Source organism: Megasphaera sp. SC8-1 (genome assembly GCF_024436295.1).
Classification (GTDB): domain Bacteria; phylum Bacillota; class Negativicutes; order Veillonellales; family Megasphaeraceae; genus Megasphaera; species Megasphaera elsdenii.
On record NZ_JANFQH010000006.1, the window covers coordinates 50,929 to 69,656 of the forward strand.

Here is an 18,728-nt window from a genome sequence, read left to right on the forward strand (position 1 = left end):
TTGCTTTTGAATCTGGAAATTCAACCTCTCCGGCCCATTGGGCCACCTCCCCTATCAGGGGAGGCTTGGCGCTCTGCAATCGGCGGGCCGCCCCTACGAGCCACGAACCACTAGCCACGAACCACGAGCCACTAATCTCTCAGCCAGCGGCGGATGTCGTCTTCGGCATCTTCGATGGTCGTACCCAGGAGGGCCAGGCTCTTGCCGAGTTTGGCCGTCGGGCAGAGAGCGTGGATGTCTTCCAGGCTGTGACCGACGCCGCTGCCTTCATGGGTGCAGAAAGGATAAATCGTCTTATCCGTGAAGTCGTGGCTTTCCAGGAACGTCCACAAGGCCATGGGCATGGTGCCGCACCAGTTGGGATAGCCCAGGAAGATGACGTCGTAATCATCGATGTTGTCGATATCCCTTTCCAGGACCGGCCGGGCGTTGTCGGCCTTTTCTTTCCTGGCGATCTTGACGACTTCCTGATAGTCATTGGGATAGACCGAAGCCGTGCGGATGTGGAAGAGGTCGCCACCCGTGAACAGGCGCAGCATCTGTGCCGCCCGTTCCGTATTGCCTACGGGCAGGTCGACGATCTTACCGCTGACATAGTTCATGCCGGCGTGAGAAAAATATGCAATGAGGCATTTCTTACCTTGATAATCCATCAGTCAATCAAACCTCCCTGATATGTTTGACTTAAAAATTCCCGATACAGTTTTCATTATACGGCAAAAATCGTTGCCATTCAATCACTATCATGAATGACGGCCATTTTATTTTATCATGCCTGCCCGGCGCCCAGTATCTTTCCAAGGCCCATATAATGTAGTAAAATAGAGTTTGTCAATAGATTACTATGCTAAGCAATACAAGGAGGTCCCTTTATGGCTCATGTAAATGAAAACTACTTAAAACTCCCCGGCAACTATCTTTTTGCAACCATTGCAAAAAAAGTTGAAGCTTATTCCAAAGCACATCCGGAAGCGAATATCATCCGCCTCGGCATCGGCGACGTCACCCGTCCCCTGGCCCCGGCTATCATCGACGCCATGCACAAGGCCGTCGACGAAATGGGCAAAGCCGAAACCTTCCGCGGCTACGGTCCGGAACAGGGCTATGACTTCCTCCGTCAGGCTATCATCGACGGCGACTACAAGACGCGCGGCATCGACCTCGATCTGGACGAAGTCTTCGTCGGCGATGGCGCCAAGACCGACGTCGCCTGCATCCAGGAAATCTTCGGCGACGACCTGAAATTCGCCGTAGCCGACCCGGTATACCCGGTTTACCTCGACTCCAACGTCATGTTCGGCCATACCGGCGAATGGAACGCTGAAAAAGGCATCTACGACGGCGTCGTCTATCTCCCATGCACTCCGGAAAACGGCTTCAAAGCCGAACCGCCGAAGGAAAAAGTCGACATCGTCTACCTCTGCAACCCGTCCAACCCGACCGGCACGGCCATGAGCAAGGAAGAATTGACCAACTGGGTCAAAGCCGCCAAAGAAAACAACTTCATCATCATCTACGATTCGGCTTATGAAACGTACATCACCGAACCGGACGTTCCCCACAGCATCTTTGAAATCGAAGGCGCTAAAGAAGTAGCCATCGAACTCCGCTCCTACTCCAAGTGCGCCGGCTTCACGGGTACGCGCTGCTCCTATGTCGTCGTCCCCCATGCCTGCGTCGCTTACAAGAAAGACGGCACGGCTGTCGAACTCAATCCCTTGTGGAACCGCCGTCAGTGCACCTTCTTCAACGGCACGCCGTACATCGTCCAGCGCGCAGCTGAAGCTTACTACAGCCCGGAAGGCCAGAAACAGTGCCTGGCTGACGTCGAATACTACATGGAAAACGCCCACATCATCCGCGACGGCCTGACCGAAGCCGGCTTCACCGTCTACGGCGCTACCAACTCGCCGTACGCCTGGGTACAGACGCCGAACGGCATGAAGAGCTGGGATTTCTTCGACCTGCTCCTGGAAAAAGCCCACGTCGTCACGACACCGGGTTCGGGCTTTGGCCCCCACGGCGAAGGCTATCTCCGCCTGACCGCTTTCGGCACCAAAGAAAACACCGTCGAAGCTGTCAAACGCATTGCTGATTTAAAATTATTCAAATAAAGGTGGTTTAACCATTGAGTACCAATCTGGAAGTAGGCATCGTCGGCCTGCCGAATGTCGGTAAGAGCACGCTGTTCAACGCAATTACCAAGGCCGGCGCAGAAGCGGCAAACTATCCCTTCTGCACGATTGAACCGAATGTCGGTGTCGTAGAAGTCCCGGATAAACGCATCCAGGTCCTGACCGACATGTACAAACCGAAAAAAACAATTCCCGCTGTCATGCGCTTCGTCGATATCGCCGGCCTCGTCGCCGGTGCCTCCAAGGGCGAAGGCCTAGGCAACAAGTTCCTCAGCCACATCCGTGAAACCGATGCCATCGCTGAAGTCGTCCGCTGCTTCGAAGACTCGAACATCACCCACGTCGACGGCTCCATCGACCCGATCCGCGACATCGAAACAATCAATACGGAACTGTGCCTGGCCGACCTGGAATCGGCCCAGAAACGGGCGGACCGCATCGCCAAAGTCGCTCAGTGTGGCGACAAGGACGCCAAAGTCGAATACGCCGTCCTGAAAAAAGTCCTGGCCTGCCTGGAAAACGGCGACCCGGCCCGCAAAGCCGGCCTGACAAAAGATGAACTGCCGCAGGTCAAAGAGCTCAACCTCCTGACCTTGAAGCCGATCATCTACATCGCCAACGTCGCAGAAGACGAAGCAGGCAATCCCGATGCCAACCCCAACGTCAAACGCGTCGAAGAATACGCCGCCAAGGAAGGCGCTCAGGTCGTCGCCGTCTCGGCCAAGATTGAAGCCGAAATCGCCGAACTACCGGACGACGAAGCCGAAGTCTTCCTGGAAGAACTGGGCCTGCCCGAATCGGGCCTGGACAAGCTGATCAAAGCCAGCTATTCCCTGTTGGGTCTGATCAACTTCTTCACGGCCGGATCTGACGAAGTCCGCGCCTGGACCATCGTCAACGGCACGAAAGCCCAGAAAGCAGCCGGTAAGATCCACACCGACATCGAACGCGGCTTCATCCGCGCCGAAATCGTTTCCTACGACGACCTCATCGCCTGCGGCAGCGAACAAGCTGCCAAAGAAAAAGGCCTTGTTCGTCTGGAAGGGAAAGATTACGTCATGCAAGACGGAGATGTCACATACTTCCGCTTTAATGTATAGGAAAAAAAGGCTTGTCGCATATGCGACAAGCCTTTTTAAGTGGCTAGCAGTTAGGGGTTAGCGGATGGGTTTTAAATTTAAAAACCATCTGCTACAAACTACAAACTCCGTACTACAAACTAGTATCGTCCTCCCGATGTTTTGGGCGTGGTTCCCGTTCATCTGTCAATCCGGCAATGTAATCGAGTGAGGTGTGGTACAGCCTTGCCAGCTGGATCAACTTTTCTACGGGGATCTTCCTTTTCCCCAATTCATACATGCCGTATCCAACTTGTGAACACTTCAAGATTTTTGCCACGTCGGCCTGAGAAAGCCTTGCTTCCAACCGAAGCGTCTTTAAGCGGCTGTAGTATTTCATGTCATCACCTGTTTTCATAGATCTAGGACTATAATAAGTACATTAGTAAATTCCTTGATTCTATTATAGTAAATATATAAAAAGACGGCAACGATTATTATGAATATAATCGTTGCCGTCTTTGCAATTTGACTTCCCCTCTATGAAATAATTAGCCGATTTCTACTAATTTTCCAGGATTCATGATGTTATTCGGGTCCAAAGCCTTCTTGATGGCTTTAATGACGTTAAGTTCCGCCTGCGGTGTGCAAAGGGCAAATTCTTCTAATTTTTTATAGCCAATGCCGTGTTCACCGGACATCTTGCCGCCCAGGGCATAGACGCGCGGGAAGAGGTCGCGATGGAAGGCCTTGATCTTCTGGAACCATTCTTCCGGCGACAAGCCTTTGGCATTCAGAGGCAGGACGTGGATGTTACCATCGCCGATGTGAGCAACCGTGACGCAGTAGAGGTCGTATTTTTCGCGCAGTTCCGGAATCTGTTTGGTGATTTCCGGAATCTTGTCCAAGGGGACGACGAAGTCTTCCGTCTGGAACATCTTGTCAACGTCGCGTGCGGCTTCGGCGAACTGCTTGCGCAGAGTCCAAATCCGTTTATCCGCTTCAAATTCGTCGATCGATCCGTTGGCTTCCGCCAAGTCGCAGAGCTGTTCCATCTTGCGGTCCGAGTCGTCTTCGCTGAACGATTCGACCGTGACGATGACGTAATCACAGCCTTCGTCGACATGAGGCATTTTCATGTCCAGGAATTTGCAGGTCATGCGCAGGGCTTCATTGTCCATAAATTCGATGCTCGTCGGGTCGATGCCGGCTTTGAGGATCTTATTGGGCAGGGCAAAGGCTTCTTCATCGGTCTTGAAAACGCAGACCATATTGAAGGCATATGGCGGCATGGGACGGAGTTTGACCGTGACTTCCGTAATGATGCCCAGCGTGCCTTCGGAACCGGCAAAGAGCTGTTCCAGGCAGAGGCCGGTAGAACTCTTCTTGAGGCGGGCACCGGCGTCGAGGATGTCCCCTGTCGGCGTAACGACTTTCAGGCTGTAGATCTGATGGCGCGTCGTGCCGTATTTAACGGCTTTATTGCCGCCGGCATTGTTGGCGACGTTGCCGCCGATCATGCTGCTGTCGGCACTGGACGGGTCCCCGGCATAGAGGAGGCCGTGTTTGGCAGCTTCACGCTGCAAGTCCCCAGTGATGACGCCAGTCTGGCAGACGGCATACATATTGTCGGCATCGAATTTGAGGATCTGATTCATCCGTTCCAATTCGACGACCATGCCGTGATAAACAGGAATAGCACCACAGGCAACACCGGAACCAGCCGAGCGCGGCGTAATCGGAACGAGGTACTTATTGGCCAATTTGACGATAGCGGCCACTTCTTCCGTCGAGCCCGGGAAGACGACGACTTCCGGTTTATGGAAATAATGGGAGTTCCCTTCTTCGTCTGTCTGGTATCTTTCCAAATAATCTTCGTCCGTCTTGACGTATTTATCACCGACGACCTGACGTAATTCTGCTAATAATTCCGGCGTAACCGGGTTAAACTGTGCTGCCATATATAAACGCTTCCTTTCTATCGGAATCTTTCCGTATGCTTTAAAGATATAATAAGTTTATCCTCCGAATGGGAGTTGAGCATAGTATACCACGTAGCAGAAACTTGTAAAGCCCGTTTTCTTGACATTTTTAAAAAATGCATCAAGAAAACGGGCTTTTTGAAACCACACATCGGGATGGATACGTAAAGTTTTACGTTTTACGCTATTTCCAATCCTAAAGTTTATATTTATTTTTCATATCTTCCATGCACGGACAGTTTTAAGACTCCGAAAGGGCTTCCCACTTTTCATAAGCCTCATCGAGCTGGGCCTGGGCCGCTTCATATTCCCGGGTCAATTCCATCATGGCGTCGGCATCGGTCTGGTTCTGAGGCATATTCATCTGCACTTCATACATCTTGATGGTCGCTTCCAGTTCGGCAATCTTCATTTCGATTTTTTCCAGCTTGGCCGCCTGGCCATAAGCCGGGGCCTTGGCCGGCGCTTTCACGGCCGGTGCCGGTTCCGCCTTCCTGGCTGCCGGAGCGGCCTCTTTTTCATGAGCCGGCGAGGAGCCCTGCCCTTCGGCTGCCGCCTTTTCTGCCGCTTCCTGGGCTTCACGGACCTTTTCCCGGTAATAACTGTAATTGCCGACGTATTCCGTGAGCTGCTTATGTTCCAGGACCAGCGTCCGCTGGGTAATCTTGTCGAGGAAATAACGGTCATGGGATACGACGAGGTACGTCCCGCCGAAATCCAGCAAAGCCTGTTCCAGCACTTCCCTCGTCGGGATGTCGAGATGGTTCGTCGGTTCGTCGAGGATAAGGAAATTCGGCCCCTGCAGGAAAAGCTTCAATAGGGCCAGCCGGGCCTGTTCGCCGCCGCTGAGGCTGTCGATGACCTTGAAGACATCGTCGCCGCGGAACATGAAGCGCCCCAGGACGGACCGGGCTTCTTCTTCGCCATAACTGAAATCGTTCATGATTTCATCGAGGACCGTCCAGGCCCCGTGCAAATCCGTGTGTTCCTGGGCAAAATAGCCGATATGGACGCGGCTGCCCAAGGTAATATGGCCGTCTGTCGGTTCCTTTTCGCCCATGATCATGCGGATGAGCGTCGTCTTCCCCGTCCCATTGGGGCCGATGAGGGAAGCCGCTTCGCCGCGGCGCAGGAGGAGCGATAAATGGTCGAACAACTGGCGGTCAGCAAAGCCGCCGCTGACCTTGTCCAGGACCAGGACTTTCTGGCCGCACTCTTCGACGGGCTTGAAATTGAAGTGCAGCGACTCATCTTCGGGCTGCCATTCGATGCGTTCCAACCGGTCCAGCTGGGACTGGCGCCCGCGGGCCTGCTTGGCCTTGATGCCGGCTTTGTATTTGCGGATATATTCTTCCGTTTCGTGGATGTGTTCCTGCTGCTTCTTATAGGCCTTTTCCAGGGCCTTCTGCTGCTGGGCATGCTGCTCGACATAGCGCGAATAATTGCCCTTGTATTTAGTTACCTTGCCGTGGGACAGTTCGAGGATGCCCGTCGCCACGCGGTCGAGGAAATAACGGTCATGGGATACGATGAGGATGCCGCCGCCATAAGACAAGAGATAGCTTTCCAGCCATTCCAGCATGTCCACGTCGAGATGGTTCGTCGGTTCATCGAGGAACAAATAATCCGGCCGGCGGACGAGGGCCTTGGCCAGATTGATGCGCGTCTTCTGGCCGCCAGAAAAGCTCTGGACCGGCCGGTCCATGTCGGCTTCCGAAAAGCCCAGGCCCTGGACGATTTTCCGCGACATCGATTCGTATTCATAGCCGCCGAGCCACTCGAACCGTTCCTGCATGCGGGCATAGCGGTTCATCAAGCCTTCATCATCGGGATGGGCCTGCATGGCCTTTTCAACAGCCTTCAAATCCTTTTCCAGCTTCATGACATCCTGCCAGGCCTCGGTAATCGTCTGGCGCAAGGTCACATCGTCGGCGTAGGTGATATCCTGCTGCAAATAGCCGATGGATTCACCTTCCGAAACGACAAAGGCCCCGTTGTCGTAGTCCTCTTCGCCCATGAGGCACTTGAGCAGCGTCGACTTCCCGGCCCCGTTGGCCCCGATGAGGCCGATCCGTTCGCCCCGGCGGATTTCAAAACTCACATCATGGAATACCGTATGCACTCCAAAAGACTTACTCAATTTCTGTACTTTAATACTACCCATCTATACAATCCTGCCCTTCCTGGCATACTGACGACAAAACAAAAAAAGAGCCGCCCGCGACTCCTATCTTGAGCGGCTACTCCTGTAGCAATTCATGAAGGCCGACCGTCCCGCGGCAAGACCCCTTTTCACATATCTATTATACCGTCAACCCTCAATCATCGTCAAGACTCGGATTCCGATGCGGCTTCGCCGCGTCAATTTCATGATTGTATTACGACCATGTGCCATCTGTCATAAATTCCGGCTATGTACAGGATTCACAGCGGTACGCCCTTTGGGCGTCCCCTACGGTATCGCATAGAGGCGATGAAAATGAACGCAGGCCGTAAAAAAATAACCACGCGGCTCATGAACCGCGTGGTTGTCGTATTCTTTATGATGACAAGATGGATTCATTATGACATGTTGTTGATCCGCTGTTTTTTACGCAGCCATTCCGAAAATATTTCAACGACCGTCACCATTCCTACCATCCCCCATAACAAGGCTCCGGCAGCGGCCCATTCATAATGCATCATCGCCAAAATCAGCGGGGTACCGATGCCACCGGCACCGACCAGACCCAGGATGGCAGCATCACGCAGATTGATATCTAACCGGTACAGGATAGCCGCTCCGTAACGAGGTCCCAATTGGGGCAGGACAGCCCAACGGACAGATCGCACGGCAGAAACTCCCATGACCCGGCATGCGCGGTACGGCTCCAGATGAATATCGTCGATAGCGATGAGGAACCGCTTGGCCAGGAGGCCCACACTGCACAGAGTCAGTGTCAGCACACCGGCAAAAGGCCCAGGACCGGTAACGCGAATCCACATCAAGCCATATACAAAGACGGGAACAGTGCGGATGAGCAACAATATCAGCCGGGAAGCCAGTGCTGCTGGTGCAGGAAAGAGCCGGAAACTAGCGGTAAAGGAAAACCAGGCAGCAATGACCGTTCCCCCTAGTGTACCCAGAAAAGCAATGCAAAATGTTTCATATAATAACCAGGGAACGCCATCATGAGCTAAAGAACATATCATAGACCAGTCGGGATGAATGATTCCCTGTACCATAGCCGCAGCGGCTGCCATTCCCTTCCCATCTGTATCTGGCAGAACCAGCGTCTGAAAAGAGGAAAGAAATAACCCGGCCAATACTAGTCCCAATACCGTCTTTTCTGTCCGGGATAAATGTCTTTTACCAGAAAGGACCTGGCGCAGCCATTCACTGACTCCTTCGGTCAATATGACAACCCCATATAACAGTAATAGAATCATGCCAACTTCACTGTATTCGCGCCAGGCCAGCCTTTCATTCAGTAACAGGCCGATACCACCGGCCCCGACGTAGCCAAGGATAGCCGCATGACGCACATTGGCTTCCAGCATATACAATACATTAATCAGATATCCTGCCAGCACCACCGGAAGGATAGTGCGAATGAACGCCCGCAGACGGCCGCATCCCGCCGCTTCCAGCGCTTTGGCTGCCTTCTGGTCAGCATTTTCCATATCTTCATAACCCATACGGGCCATGACCGCTGTCGTATATATGCTCAGGGCCAGTGTCCCTGCCAGCGTTCCCAAACCGACGAGAAAGGTGCACAAAAGTGCCAGGATCAGAGCCGGGATAGTACGGATGAGATGGATGACTGCCTTGAACGGAACACGCAGCCAGGCATGAGGATTGAGATAGGCACTGGCAAAGGAGCCCCCCACCAATCCCAGCACAGCTCCGATGCCTGTACCGGCCAGGGACATCTGCACTGTGGCCCAAAGTGGTGCCAGTACGATTCGGCCATAGGACATATCCGGAGGTATCATGGCTCCGGCAATATCGAAGAAACGCACACCTCGCCGCAATAAGAGTGATAAAGACACGCCGGCACTTTCCCCGCAGAGGATAGTTAATGCCAGAAACAGCAGCACCATGACCGTACGGCGCAAGGAATACCTCATGATGTCTGCCTCCCATACAAGGCCTGCAGCCGGTCTTCTGTCCAGTCTGCCGGGGCCCCGTCAAAAAATATCCGTCCATCTTTCAACCCGATAATCCGGTCCGACCAGGTCCGTGCCTGTTCCACGTTATGGCTGTTCATGACGACGGTAAGGCCCTGTTCTTTTTGCAGCCTGCACATGAGCTCTAATACCTGCCGGGCTGTTAGCGGGTCCAGCGAGGCGACCGGTTCATCGGCCAGGAGAATCGTAGCATCCTGCATCAGCGTCCGGGCAATAGCTACACGCTGTTTCTGTCCTCCACTCAGGGCATGAGCCAGCGTCTGGCTGTATTCTTCCATTCCCACAGCTTCCAATGCCGCCAGCGCTTTTTCTTTTTCCACCCGAGGGAAGAAACCTGACAGGGCCCGCCAGAGCGGAATCCGGGCCAAGCAGCCATTGAGCACATTCTGCAAACACGTACACGTATCGACAAGACAGAAATCTTGGAAAATCATGCCGACCCGCTGTTGAATAGTCCGTCGCTTCCGGCTTTTCAGCGTATCGAATCGAACTTCGTCAATCCAGACTTCTCCTGAATCAGGACATACCATATGATTGAACAGGCGAAGTAGCGTTGTCTTACCGGCACCGCTGGGACCAATGACCGATACGAACTGTCCGGCCGGAATCGTAAAAGATATATCACGCAGGACAGGCTTTCCTTTCTTATATGACTGGCAGATGTGTTTTAATTCCAGCATAGCCATGATTCTTCCCCTTTTCACATCATTATTTCAATTCTTTTTGAACTTTTCGTTCGCCATCATAATCCGAACTCTGTGCCCAGTCATATCCTTTATGACCCAGTGTCTGTAATACCTTCAAGCCTTCATCGGTCTTTCCGATTTCAATGAGCGATTCGCCCAGAGCCTTGCGGAAATTTTCATCCTGCATGACCTTGCTGGTCTTGCTGACACTGACCGTATCATTATAAATCTTATCCGTTACGCCAATGACGCCGGTCTGAGACCAGATATCCGCCGTACCGCCAAATTTTTCCTGCCAGTTTTTGGCCATATGGGCGCGGATATGTGAATAAGCCACGATGACATCTACCTGTCCCGATGCCAGGCGCGCTGTCAAAGTCGTATATGAATCAGACTGTACGACATGGGACAGATCAGAAATCTTCTTGCCATAATTATCCTTCAACCACAATGACGGATACAGATACCCCGAAGCAGATGCCGGACTCATGACGCCCCAGGTCAAGTCATTCAATTCATCCCATGTTGGCTTTTCCCCCCGTTTTACCTTGGCAAGAAGCGCCTGCCCTTTGGCACTGGGCCCGACAACGATTGCCGATCGATAATACTTTACCAAATCCTTCTTGAACGCTTCCGGTGTGCCGTTATTCCAAACAGACAAATCTGTCGTATCCTTGTCAATGCCCTGGCGTAGAGCCGTCAACAGTACATCAACATCGTTGTCATACATGACATACGTAGCGCCGGAAATGAAACCCATATCGGCACTGCCCGAACTCAGCGCTTCCCCGACAGCATTATAAGAGGTACCGACATTGATAGTTACTTTCTTGATATTGTATCCTTTTTCCTTCATTTTTTCCTGAATCATCTTCCCCAGCGGTTCCGTTTTCGTCTGGATGGTATCAGCATCCTGATAAGGAGATACGGCAATTTTTAATTCTTCTACCTCTTTCGATCCGCTCTTCTGCGTATCGCTGCTGCCACAACCAGACAGGAATACACAACTCATAAGCAGTGCAGATATCAAGACTTGCCATTTTTTCATCATCATCGACTCCTCACAACAATATAATAATACACATTACAGCCATACAAAAAAAGAGAGGTCCCTGCGTCCCTCTCCGTACAACCAGTCCATGCGACAAAAAGGGACTATGATTCCCACATAACGGTCGGCGTCTCTGGCACCCTCTCAGTCCGGCACACGAACTCCCTCGCATGTTGGTCGTTAATATTACTATATAACAAATCCAGGGAGCTCCCCCAAGATTCATATTCAGACCTCTTTTAGTATAATATATGCAATTTGCAAATTCAAGGTAAACAATACCGTCTGACGGTGTCAACATATTATGGGAATTTCTTGAATAAGAAAAAGGTCTTTGAAACTTGACAATAATCCATAGTTCATGCTATAATACTTTTCGTACCAAACACATGGGGGTATAGCTCAGCTGGGAGAGCGCTTGCATGGCATGCAAGAGGTCAGGAGTTCGATCCTCCTTATCTCCACCATAAAGAATACGATAACCACGCGGTTCATGAGCCGTGTGGTTATTCTTTATTACATGAAAAACTGAAGAAGGTTAGCACTAGGGTTAGCAATAAAAAAAACGACAGCAACCAGCAACAGGAACTGTCGTTTTTTTTATTCGTGCTTTAAGGAAAAGGGACCGCGCATAGTAGCAAAAGTGCTATGCGATGGTCCCTTTGCATCTGACTATTTTACCGGAGTGGGATTCTGGCAAACGAATCAGGCAACCTTATCAGTTTGGGTACGGTAATAGGTGTTTTCGGCAAAGTCTTTGACCGATTCTATGTTGAATAATTCATTGTCTCCCAAGGGCGTCTTGGCCATGGATTCGGCTACGTAGTCGACATGGGTCCCTGCGACCCAGACGCCGGCTGGCAGGAGTTCTACGGCGCTGCGCAGGTTCTTGGAGATATCGTCGGAGAAGAGGTCGCGGTGCATGATGGCAAAGAGGGCGACTTTTTCAGCTTTGAGCCGCGGCAAGACAGCTTGAGAAATGGGATCTAATTTCAGGTTCAGGAACCAGACGCCGGCAAAGACGATGTCGTAATCGTCAAAGTTTTCCGGGGCCTGTTCCATGGGCAGGAAATCCGTATCTTTCGGCAATACTGAGCGGACGGCTTCCGCTAATTTTTTGACTCTTCCCGTCTGAGAGGAATACAGTACTAAGGCTTTCATTGTTTCCATCCCCTTTCCTATGGATGAATATCATTTTCTATATCCATACTATACCATGGAAAAAGACGGGAGGCTGTTGTATTTACAACACCTCATAGAATATGTTTTCCATATGGGAAGATAACGATATATATATTTTCCTAATCATACAATTCATGATATACTGACCTTTGTTTCTACGAAAGGAGTCTTACTATGGAATGGATTACGACGACGGATATTCACATTCTCTTTGGGCTGCACCACCTGGCCGGGCCGCACATGGATATGTTCATGACTTGGTTCACGACGATGATCAATACGATCTGGCTCTGGGCTATCCTGGCTGCTGGCGGTCTTTGGAAACGGCAGAGCCGGTGGGTCACGATTTCCATCATCGTCGCTGTCTTCCTGGCCATCCTCGTCGGTGATGTGGCCATCAAGCACGTCGTCATGCGCATCCGGCCGTATCTGGTCATTCCCGATGCGCCGACGCTGGCTACGCTGAAATACCCGATCAGCTATTCCTTCCCGTCGGGCCATTCTTTCTTTTTCTTTGCTGGCGCAACGGTCTTGTTCCGTTTCCGCCGGCGCCTAGGCATGGCAGCCTATGGCTTGGCCTGTGTCGTCGCCTTTTCCCGCATGTATCTGTTCATGCACTTCCCCAGCGACGTCTTCACCGGCGCGGTCCTAGGCATCCTCATCGGGAATATCGCCTGGAAGATGTGCGGGTATGCCAAAAATAGGCTGTCCTATTAAGGACAGCCTATTTTTGAGTATTAAGTTTGTAGTTTTTAATTAAGCTTTTGCTTTTTTCGGTACTAAATCGCCAATCCGGTCCAGGATATAATGGGGCTGGTAGGAGAACTGTTGGATATTTTCCCGGTTCGAGACACCGCTCATGACCAAGACGGTTTCCATACCCGATTCTACCCCGCCGATGATATCCGTATCCATCCGGTCACCAATCATGACGGCTTCTTCAGAATGGACGCCCAGTTTTTTCAAGCCTGTGCGCATCATCAGCGGATTGGGCTTGCCGATGAAGTAGGCTTGTTTCCCCGTAGCCAGTTCAATCGGTGCAATCAAGGCCCGGCATGCCGGGATGACGCCGCGGTCGCTAGGGCTGGTCATATCGCCGTTGGTGCCAATCAGCTTGGCCCCTTTGTTGATCAGCTCGGTCGCCTTGATGATCATTTCATAATTATAGCCTGTCGTTTCGCCGACGACTACGTATTCCGGATTGACATCATTGAAGGGGATACCGACTTCATAAAGGGCATTGATCAAGCCGTGGGCCCCGATGATGTAAGCCGAGCAGCCTGGAGCCTGGGTCTTCAGGAAATGAGCCGTCGCCAGGGCACTCGTATAAAAATGACTTTCCTCGACATCCAGTCCCATAGACTGGAGCTTTTTTCGAAGTTCCAGCGGAGTCCGTTCGCTAGAATTGGTAAGGAACAGGAACTGCTTCTTTTCTTTCTGGAGCCAGTTTACAAATTCCTTTACCCCTGGAATCAAGGTGCTGCCTTGGTAGATGACACCGTCCATATCACTGATGAAACCCTTTTTAGAACGTATGATATTCAAATCCCTCATGAATTGATTCCCCCTTTATAGATGAACGCTATTGATTTGCCACGAAGCCGGCGATGACCATGCGCTGTACTTCATTGGTGCCTTCGTAAATCTGCATGATCTTAGCATCGCGGACGAGTTTTTCTACCGGATATTCCCGGCTGTAACCGAAGCCACCAAGGATCTGGACAGCTTCCAATGCGACTTGGACGGCCATGTCACCGGCAAAGCATTTGGCAATGGCGGCTTCGCGGGTGTAGTTCCGTTTCGGTACGGCATAGTACGTGTTGAGGAAGTTGATGATCGCCGCACGGGCGACTTCGGTCTTCATATCCATATCGGCCAGTTTAAAGGCGATGACTTCGTGCTTGATGATCGGTTTGCCGAAGGTGACGCGCTGTTTAGCATATTTGACCGATTCGTCGATAGCCCGCTGGGCAATGCCGACGGCCAACGAGGCAACCATAGGACGGGCCAGGTCCAAAGTCTGCATGGCATAGATGAAGCCCTTCCCTTCCTGGCCGATGAGGTGGTCTGCCGGGATGTGGACGTCCTGGAAGATGACTTCCGTCGTATTGGACAGGCGGATACCCATCTTATCTTCTTCTTTGCCGACGGAAACGCCTGGGCGGTCGCGTTCGACGATGAAGGCCGAAATGCCTTTGACGCCTTTCGTCTTGTCGGTGATGGCGAAGACCGTGTAGACCGAAGCGACGCCGCCGTTGGTGATGAAGCATTTCGTGCCGTTCAATACGTATTCATCACCCTGTTTGACAGCGACGGTCGTCCCGGCTGCCGCATCGGAACCGGCGTTGGCTTCGGTCAGGCAGAAAGCGCAGAAGCCGCTGCCCTTTTCGCCGGTCAGGTATTCGGCATAGAGCTTCTTCTGGGCGTCCGTGCCGTGCTGAAGCACCGGTTTCAGGCCCAGGCCGGAAGCGGCGATAGCCGTAGCGACGCCGGCGTCGACTTTGGCCAGTTCTTCATAGACCGCTGCGACGGTGTAGTAATCCTGGCCCAGGCCGCCGTATTCTTCCGGGATTTCCAGGCCGCAGAAGCCCATGTCAACGGCTTCCTGATAGATGTCCAGCAATTTCTGGCCCGGTTCCTTGGCCTGATCCAGTTCATGAACAAAGGGAGCCACTTTCTTTTCAGCAAAATCCTTTGCCAAATTGACCAGGTCCTGCTGATCTTTCTTCAAAATATAACCCATGATGAAAACCTCCTCTGACAGAAAATAAGCGGATGACAAACGCGGATATACTATACTATTTATTTTCATTCTATCAGAAATAGCCAAAAAAGCAACTGTTAGTGGCTAGCAAGCCGTTCGTAGGGGCCGTCCCAAAGGGCGGCCCGCTTCAAGATATGTATGATTTTTCCCAACTAGTCTGTCAGAAGAATTATCCAAATTCCGGAACGGGCCCGCCACGTGCGAGTCCCTACAACAAAAAAAGAGAGGCCGTTATATTAATAACAGCCTCTCTTTTTTGTCTTGGTCGGAACGGCGAGATTTGAACTCGCGACCTCTTCCACCCCAAGGAAGCGCGCTACCAAGCTGCGCCACGTCCCGTCGACTTTTCTATTTTAACTGATTCGACGGGACTTGTCAATAGTCTATTTGTTATCTCTTTTGCGGAAAAACGGCAGGGCGACTTCCGGGAACAAGGTATAGCTCAGGACGTCTTCCGGGCTGGCATTGGGGAAGCCTTCATCAGCCAGGGCCTTCTTCGATTTTTCCAGTTCCGGTTCCAAGTCGTCGGCCGGGCGATGGGTGATGACCGGTTCGTCGCCGATGCACATCTTACGGAACTTTTCGTCGATTTTTCCAGGGACACGGCCGTATTTGCCGCGGACGATGTCGCGGACTTCGTTGGTGACGATCTTATAGCGGCCGTAGAGGACGTTCAGGGCCGCTGCCGAGCCGGTAATCTGGCTGGTCGGCGTGACCAGCGGCGGATAACCGAGGTCGCGGCGGACGTTGGGCATTTCGGCCAGGACTTCGTCGAAGCGGTCTTCGGCGCCCTGGGCCTTGAGCTGATTGTAGAGATTGGTCAGCATGCCGCCGGGAATCTGGTATTTGCGGACAGCCGGGTTGATTTGGCTGGGCATGGTCAGTTTAAATTCATCTTCCAGTTCCTTGCGGACGTTCTTGAAGTGGTCGACGATGGGCCACAGGCGGTCGACGTCGATGTCCGTATCGTAAATGCTGTGTTGCAGGGACATGACCATTGATTCCGTCGCCGGCTGGCTGGTGATTTCACCGAACGGCGACAAGGCCGTATCAATGATATCGACACCGGCTTCGATGGCCTTCATGTAGGTCATTTCGCCGAGGCCGCACGTGCAGTGCGTGTGCAGTTCGATGGGGACGGACAAGTGCTTCTTGAGCATGCGGATCAGGTTGTAGGCATCATACGGCGACAACAGGCCGGACATATCTTTGATGCAGATCGAGTCAACGCCCATATCCTGCAATTCTTTAGCGACTTTGGTGAACGATTCCATCGTATGGATAGGGCTGATGGTGTAGACCAGGGCACCCTGGACATGGACAGATTTCGTATCTTTCGCCGCTTTGATGGATGCTTCCAGGTTGCGCGGGTCGTTGAGAGCGTCGAAGACGCGGATGATGTCAATGCCGTTATCGACGGCACGGTTGACAAATTCGTAGACGACGTCGTCGGCATAATGGCGGTAGCCTAAGATATTCTGGCCGCGGAACAGCATCTGCAGCGGCGTCTTCTTGACGTGCTTCTTGATGGTCCGCAGGCGTTCCCAAGGGTCTTCGTCGAGGAAGCGCATACACGAATCAAAGGTAGCGCCGCCCCAACATTCCAGGGCATTATAGCCGACTTCATCCATCGCTTCCAGGACCGGCAGCATCTGGCGCAGGCGCATACGCGTGGCCGCAATGGACTGGTGGCCGTCGCGAAGGACCGTTTCTGTGATTTTTACTCTTGCCATTCTATTTCCTCCAATATTGTATTTATCTTCAAAGGTTGGATGCGAAAATCATGCGTACTATTTTATTATATCATAGTAGGACCGGTTTTGCTATTCACATCGAGGTCATAGCTTGTCCGCCCCTGGCAGACGCGGATATGACCGACGGGCACCTCATCCTGGCGCCAGGTCAGGCGATGAGGCAGGCTCCAGCGGGCCGTCTTGACGGTGACGTTGCGATAGCCCCGGACGCGGGACGTGTCGCGCCGGTTGTAACAAATGGTGATGCCCGGTCCAGCAGGCAGGCTGCGGAGGAAGGACAGGAGCTGCCGGCCATAGCGGCGGGTATCGACTAATTCGCCCATAGCCGGCGTATAGGCCCCGGCCAGGACCTGCGTGTCGTCATCCAGGTCTTCCGTGGCTTGCAGGCCCGTCCGGATGCAATTTATGCCCTGTTCCAGGAAGCGTTGCTTCATATAGGCGGCCCGGACGACGCCTTCATGGATGGTCAGGGCATGGTAGCAGCCGGCCCGCCAGCTGTCGGCCAGGTCCGTCCCGGTGAGGACGGCAACGGGATAGATGCGGGCCAAATCCGGCTGGAGGCGGCAGATGGCGTCTGTCGTCCGGACCAGGCTGTCCCAGTCTTCCCCAGGCAGGCCGGGCATGAGCTGATGACCGACAGTGAAGCCGTACTGCCGCAAGAGTTCCGTCGCCGCCACGACGTCCCCTGCTGTGTGGCCCCGCCGGGCTTTTGTGAGGACATCATCATCCATGGACTGGACACCCAGTTCGACACAGGTCAGGCCATAGCCTTGCAGGCGCTCCAAGATAGCCGGCGTAATGCAGTCCGGCCGGGTCGAACAGCGGATTCCGTCGATGGTACCGGCCATAAGGGCTTCATGCGCCGGCTGCAGCAGGCCTTCCTGTATCTCTACGGGAATAGCCGTGAAACTGCCGCCATAGAAGGCCACTTCCCAGCGGCGCGGCGTCCGGGCCGAAGCCGTATAAGAGGCAATGAGGCGGCGCACCTCATCAGGCGATGGAACCCCTCTATGCCCGGTAATCTGCCACTGATTACAAAAGACACAGCGATGAGGACAGCCGATATGAGGAATGAAAATAGGGATAATAGACGTTTGCATGAGGCCTCCTGTAAAAAAAAGGCGCTGTCGCATGAAGACAGCGCCTTTTTTAGTGGTTCGTTGTTCGTGGTTTGTGGTTCGTAATACTAGCCACTAGCCACGAATCACTAGCCACTCAAAACTCTTCGCCTTTCAATTTCATGAGTGCTGTGTGCGCTGCATGTTGTTCGGCGTCTTTTTTTGTTTTTCCCGATCCTTCGCCCAGGACTTTGCCGTTGACCTTGACTTCCATGTAGAAGGTCTTGTCGTGGTCCGGTCCTTCGCTGCGGCACAGTTCGTATTCGATGTGCTGCGGGCCTTCTTGCTGGACGTATTCCTGGAAGAGGGTCTTATAGTCTTTTTCATAATGGCCGCTCTTGACCAGGTCCAGGTAGCCTTTGAGCTGGTGAAGGATGAATTTTCGTGCTTCTTCATAGGAACTGTCGATGTAGATGGCACCGACGACGGCTTCAAAGGCGTCGGCCATGATGCTCGGCCGCGTGCGGCCGCCCGTAGCCAGTTCCCCCTTGCCCAGGAGGATATAGTTCCCCATGTGGAACTTGGCACAGACCGAAGCCAGCGGCGTTTCGCTGACGACGCTGGCCCGGGCCTTAGAGAGTTCCCCTTCGGGCATGTTGGGATAATGAAGGAACAGGTACTCCCCTACGACCAGGTCCAGGATGGCATCGCCTAAAAATTCCAGGCGTTCATTGTAATAGCCATGGCTGGCCTTGTTTTCATTGGCGTAGGAAGAATGGGTCAGGGCCTGGTCCAAAACGAGGAGGTTATGGAATTCCTTGAGGCCCAGGACCTGTATGAATTGTTCTAACTGTTGTTTCCGTTCTGTATCCATCAGGTCAGTCTTCT

The 18,728-nt window shown here is 52.7% G+C and carries 16 protein-coding genes and 2 tRNA genes; 4 read left to right on the forward strand and 14 right to left on the reverse strand.

Translation table 11 applies throughout. From position 1 onward, the window contains the following. Nucleotides 1-131: 131 nt before the first annotated feature. A complete protein-coding gene (locus NOS26_RS01580; RefSeq protein WP_074787027.1) occupies nucleotides 132-653 on the reverse strand; it encodes a flavodoxin in 522 nt (173 codons plus the stop codon). Nucleotides 654-872: 219 nt separating this feature from the next. Between NOS26_RS01580 and NOS26_RS01585 the strand changes: the two genes are divergently transcribed. Together NOS26_RS01585 and ychF are read left to right on the forward strand one after the other, a co-directional pair. Beyond that, on the forward strand, nucleotides 873-2,114 hold the full coding sequence (locus NOS26_RS01585; protein WP_014015012.1) for an LL-diaminopimelate aminotransferase: 1,242 nt from the start codon (nucleotides 873-875) through the stop codon (nucleotides 2,112-2,114). Nucleotides 2,115-2,128: 14 nt separating this feature from the next. Continuing rightward, complete coding sequence (ychF, locus tag NOS26_RS01590; RefSeq protein WP_020310654.1) at nucleotides 2,129-3,235, forward strand: redox-regulated ATPase YchF; 1,107 nt, start codon at nucleotides 2,129-2,131, stop codon at nucleotides 3,233-3,235. 112 nt (nucleotides 3,236-3,347) lie between these two features. On the opposite strand, the gene NOS26_RS01595 is transcribed toward ychF, so the two are convergent. The 6 genes from NOS26_RS01595 to NOS26_RS01620 all read right to left on the reverse strand — a co-directional run bounded on the left by NOS26_RS01595 (nucleotide 3,348) and on the right by NOS26_RS01620 (nucleotide 11,043). Then, nucleotides 3,348-3,593, reverse strand: a complete 246-nt coding sequence (locus NOS26_RS01595) for a helix-turn-helix domain-containing protein (RefSeq protein WP_014015015.1) — start codon at nucleotides 3,591-3,593, stop codon at nucleotides 3,348-3,350. Nucleotides 3,594-3,744: 151 nt separating this feature from the next. Continuing rightward, a complete protein-coding gene (locus tag NOS26_RS01600) occupies nucleotides 3,745-5,154 on the reverse strand; it encodes an FAD-binding oxidoreductase (RefSeq protein ID WP_014015016.1) in 1,410 nt (469 codons plus the stop codon). 262 nt (nucleotides 5,155-5,416) lie between these two features. Then, nucleotides 5,417-7,339, reverse strand: coding sequence for an ABC-F family ATP-binding cassette domain-containing protein (locus tag NOS26_RS01605; protein ID WP_027894695.1), 1,923 nt, complete (start codon nucleotides 7,337-7,339; stop codon nucleotides 5,417-5,419). 398 nt (nucleotides 7,340-7,737) lie between these two features. Further along, nucleotides 7,738-9,285, reverse strand: a complete 1,548-nt coding sequence (locus tag NOS26_RS01610) for an ABC transporter permease (protein WP_255917190.1) — start codon at nucleotides 9,283-9,285, stop codon at nucleotides 7,738-7,740. Continuing rightward, entirely contained in the window at nucleotides 9,282-10,025 is a 744-nt protein-coding gene (phnC, locus tag NOS26_RS01615; RefSeq protein ID WP_036202136.1) for a phosphonate ABC transporter ATP-binding protein, read from the reverse strand. The genes NOS26_RS01610 and phnC overlap by 4 nt, the downstream gene beginning before the upstream one ends. 28 nt (nucleotides 10,026-10,053) lie before the next feature. After that, nucleotides 10,054-11,043, reverse strand: a complete 990-nt coding sequence (locus NOS26_RS01620; protein ID WP_240936482.1) for a phosphate/phosphite/phosphonate ABC transporter substrate-binding protein — start codon at nucleotides 11,041-11,043, stop codon at nucleotides 10,054-10,056. Between the two features lie 430 nt (nucleotides 11,044-11,473). Between NOS26_RS01620 and NOS26_RS01625 the strand changes: the two genes are divergently transcribed. Continuing rightward, nucleotides 11,474-11,549 (forward strand) — tRNA-Ala (locus tag NOS26_RS01625). A 238-nt stretch (nucleotides 11,550-11,787) separates the two neighbouring features. Here the strand turns inward: NOS26_RS01625 and NOS26_RS01630 are convergent. Next, entirely contained in the window at nucleotides 11,788-12,243 is a 456-nt protein-coding gene (locus tag NOS26_RS01630) for a flavodoxin family protein (RefSeq protein ID WP_255917191.1), read from the reverse strand. 195 nt (nucleotides 12,244-12,438) lie between these two features. Between NOS26_RS01630 and NOS26_RS01635 the strand changes: the two genes are divergently transcribed. Further along, nucleotides 12,439-12,981, forward strand: coding sequence for a phosphatase PAP2 family protein (locus NOS26_RS01635; RefSeq protein ID WP_022497661.1), 543 nt, complete (start codon nucleotides 12,439-12,441; stop codon nucleotides 12,979-12,981). Between the two features lie 39 nt (nucleotides 12,982-13,020). Here the strand turns inward: NOS26_RS01635 and NOS26_RS01640 are convergent, their stop codons facing one another. The 6 genes from NOS26_RS01640 to rnc form a co-directional block, all read right to left on the reverse strand. Then, a complete protein-coding gene (locus NOS26_RS01640) occupies nucleotides 13,021-13,818 on the reverse strand; it encodes an HAD-IIA family hydrolase (protein WP_014015032.1) in 798 nt (265 codons plus the stop codon). A 28-nt stretch (nucleotides 13,819-13,846) separates the two neighbouring features. Then, nucleotides 13,847-15,007 (reverse strand): acyl-CoA dehydrogenase family protein, encoded by a 1,161-nt coding sequence (locus tag NOS26_RS01645; RefSeq protein WP_022497660.1) that lies wholly within the window; start codon nucleotides 15,005-15,007, stop codon nucleotides 13,847-13,849. 283 nt (nucleotides 15,008-15,290) lie between these two features. Continuing rightward, nucleotides 15,291-15,367, reverse strand: a tRNA-Pro gene (locus NOS26_RS01650). Between the two features lie 44 nt (nucleotides 15,368-15,411). Then, nucleotides 15,412-16,761: a pyruvate carboxylase subunit B gene (locus NOS26_RS01655; protein WP_014015034.1), complete on the reverse strand. Its 1,350-nt coding sequence runs from the start codon at nucleotides 16,759-16,761 to the stop codon at nucleotides 15,412-15,414. Nucleotides 16,762-16,826: 65 nt separating this feature from the next. Next, nucleotides 16,827-17,882, reverse strand: a complete 1,056-nt coding sequence (locus NOS26_RS01660) for an elongator complex protein 3 (RefSeq protein WP_014015035.1) — start codon at nucleotides 17,880-17,882, stop codon at nucleotides 16,827-16,829. A gap of 115 nt (nucleotides 17,883-17,997) precedes the next feature. Then, complete coding sequence (rnc, locus tag NOS26_RS01665; RefSeq protein ID WP_036202212.1) at nucleotides 17,998-18,714, reverse strand: ribonuclease III; 717 nt, start codon at nucleotides 18,712-18,714, stop codon at nucleotides 17,998-18,000. Nucleotides 18,715-18,728 lie beyond the last annotated feature (14 nt).

What these genes read in the sequence shown, in the direction of transcription:
- NOS26_RS01580 (WP_074787027.1), bottom strand. Translation starts at nt 653, where the DNA reads ATGGATTATCAAGGTAAGAAATGCCTCATTGCATATTTTTCTCACGCC.
- NOS26_RS01585 (WP_014015012.1), top strand. Translation starts at nt 873, where the DNA reads ATGGCTCATGTAAATGAAAACTACTTAAAACTCCCCGGCAACTATCTT.
- NOS26_RS01595 (WP_014015015.1), bottom strand. Translation starts at nt 3,593, where the DNA reads ATGAAATACTACAGCCGCTTAAAGACGCTTCGGTTGGAAGCAAGGCTT.
- NOS26_RS01600 (WP_014015016.1), bottom strand. Translation starts at nt 5,154, where the DNA reads ATGGCAGCACAGTTTAACCCGGTTACGCCGGAATTATTAGCAGAATTA.
- NOS26_RS01605 (WP_027894695.1), bottom strand. Translation starts at nt 7,339, where the DNA reads ATGGGTAGTATTAAAGTACAGAAATTGAGTAAGTCTTTTGGAGTGCAT.
- NOS26_RS01610 (WP_255917190.1), bottom strand. Translation starts at nt 9,285, where the DNA reads ATGAGGTATTCCTTGCGCCGTACGGTCATGGTGCTGCTGTTTCTGGCA.
- phnC (WP_036202136.1), bottom strand. Translation starts at nt 10,025, where the DNA reads ATGCTGGAATTAAAACACATCTGCCAGTCATATAAGAAAGGAAAGCCT.
- NOS26_RS01620 (WP_240936482.1), bottom strand. Translation starts at nt 11,043, where the DNA reads ATGAGTTGTGTATTCCTGTCTGGTTGTGGCAGCAGCGATACGCAGAAG.
- NOS26_RS01630 (WP_255917191.1), bottom strand. Translation starts at nt 12,243, where the DNA reads ATGAAAGCCTTAGTACTGTATTCCTCTCAGACGGGAAGAGTCAAAAAA.
- NOS26_RS01635 (WP_022497661.1), top strand. Translation starts at nt 12,439, where the DNA reads ATGGAATGGATTACGACGACGGATATTCACATTCTCTTTGGGCTGCAC.
- NOS26_RS01640 (WP_014015032.1), bottom strand. Translation starts at nt 13,818, where the DNA reads ATGAGGGATTTGAATATCATACGTTCTAAAAAGGGTTTCATCAGTGAT.
- NOS26_RS01645 (WP_022497660.1), bottom strand. Translation starts at nt 15,007, where the DNA reads ATGGGTTATATTTTGAAGAAAGATCAGCAGGACCTGGTCAATTTGGCA.
- NOS26_RS01655 (WP_014015034.1), bottom strand. Translation starts at nt 16,761, where the DNA reads ATGGCAAGAGTAAAAATCACAGAAACGGTCCTTCGCGACGGCCACCAG.
- NOS26_RS01660 (WP_014015035.1), bottom strand. Translation starts at nt 17,882, where the DNA reads ATGCAAACGTCTATTATCCCTATTTTCATTCCTCATATCGGCTGTCCT.
- rnc (WP_036202212.1), bottom strand. Translation starts at nt 18,714, where the DNA reads ATGGATACAGAACGGAAACAACAGTTAGAACAATTCATACAGGTCCTG.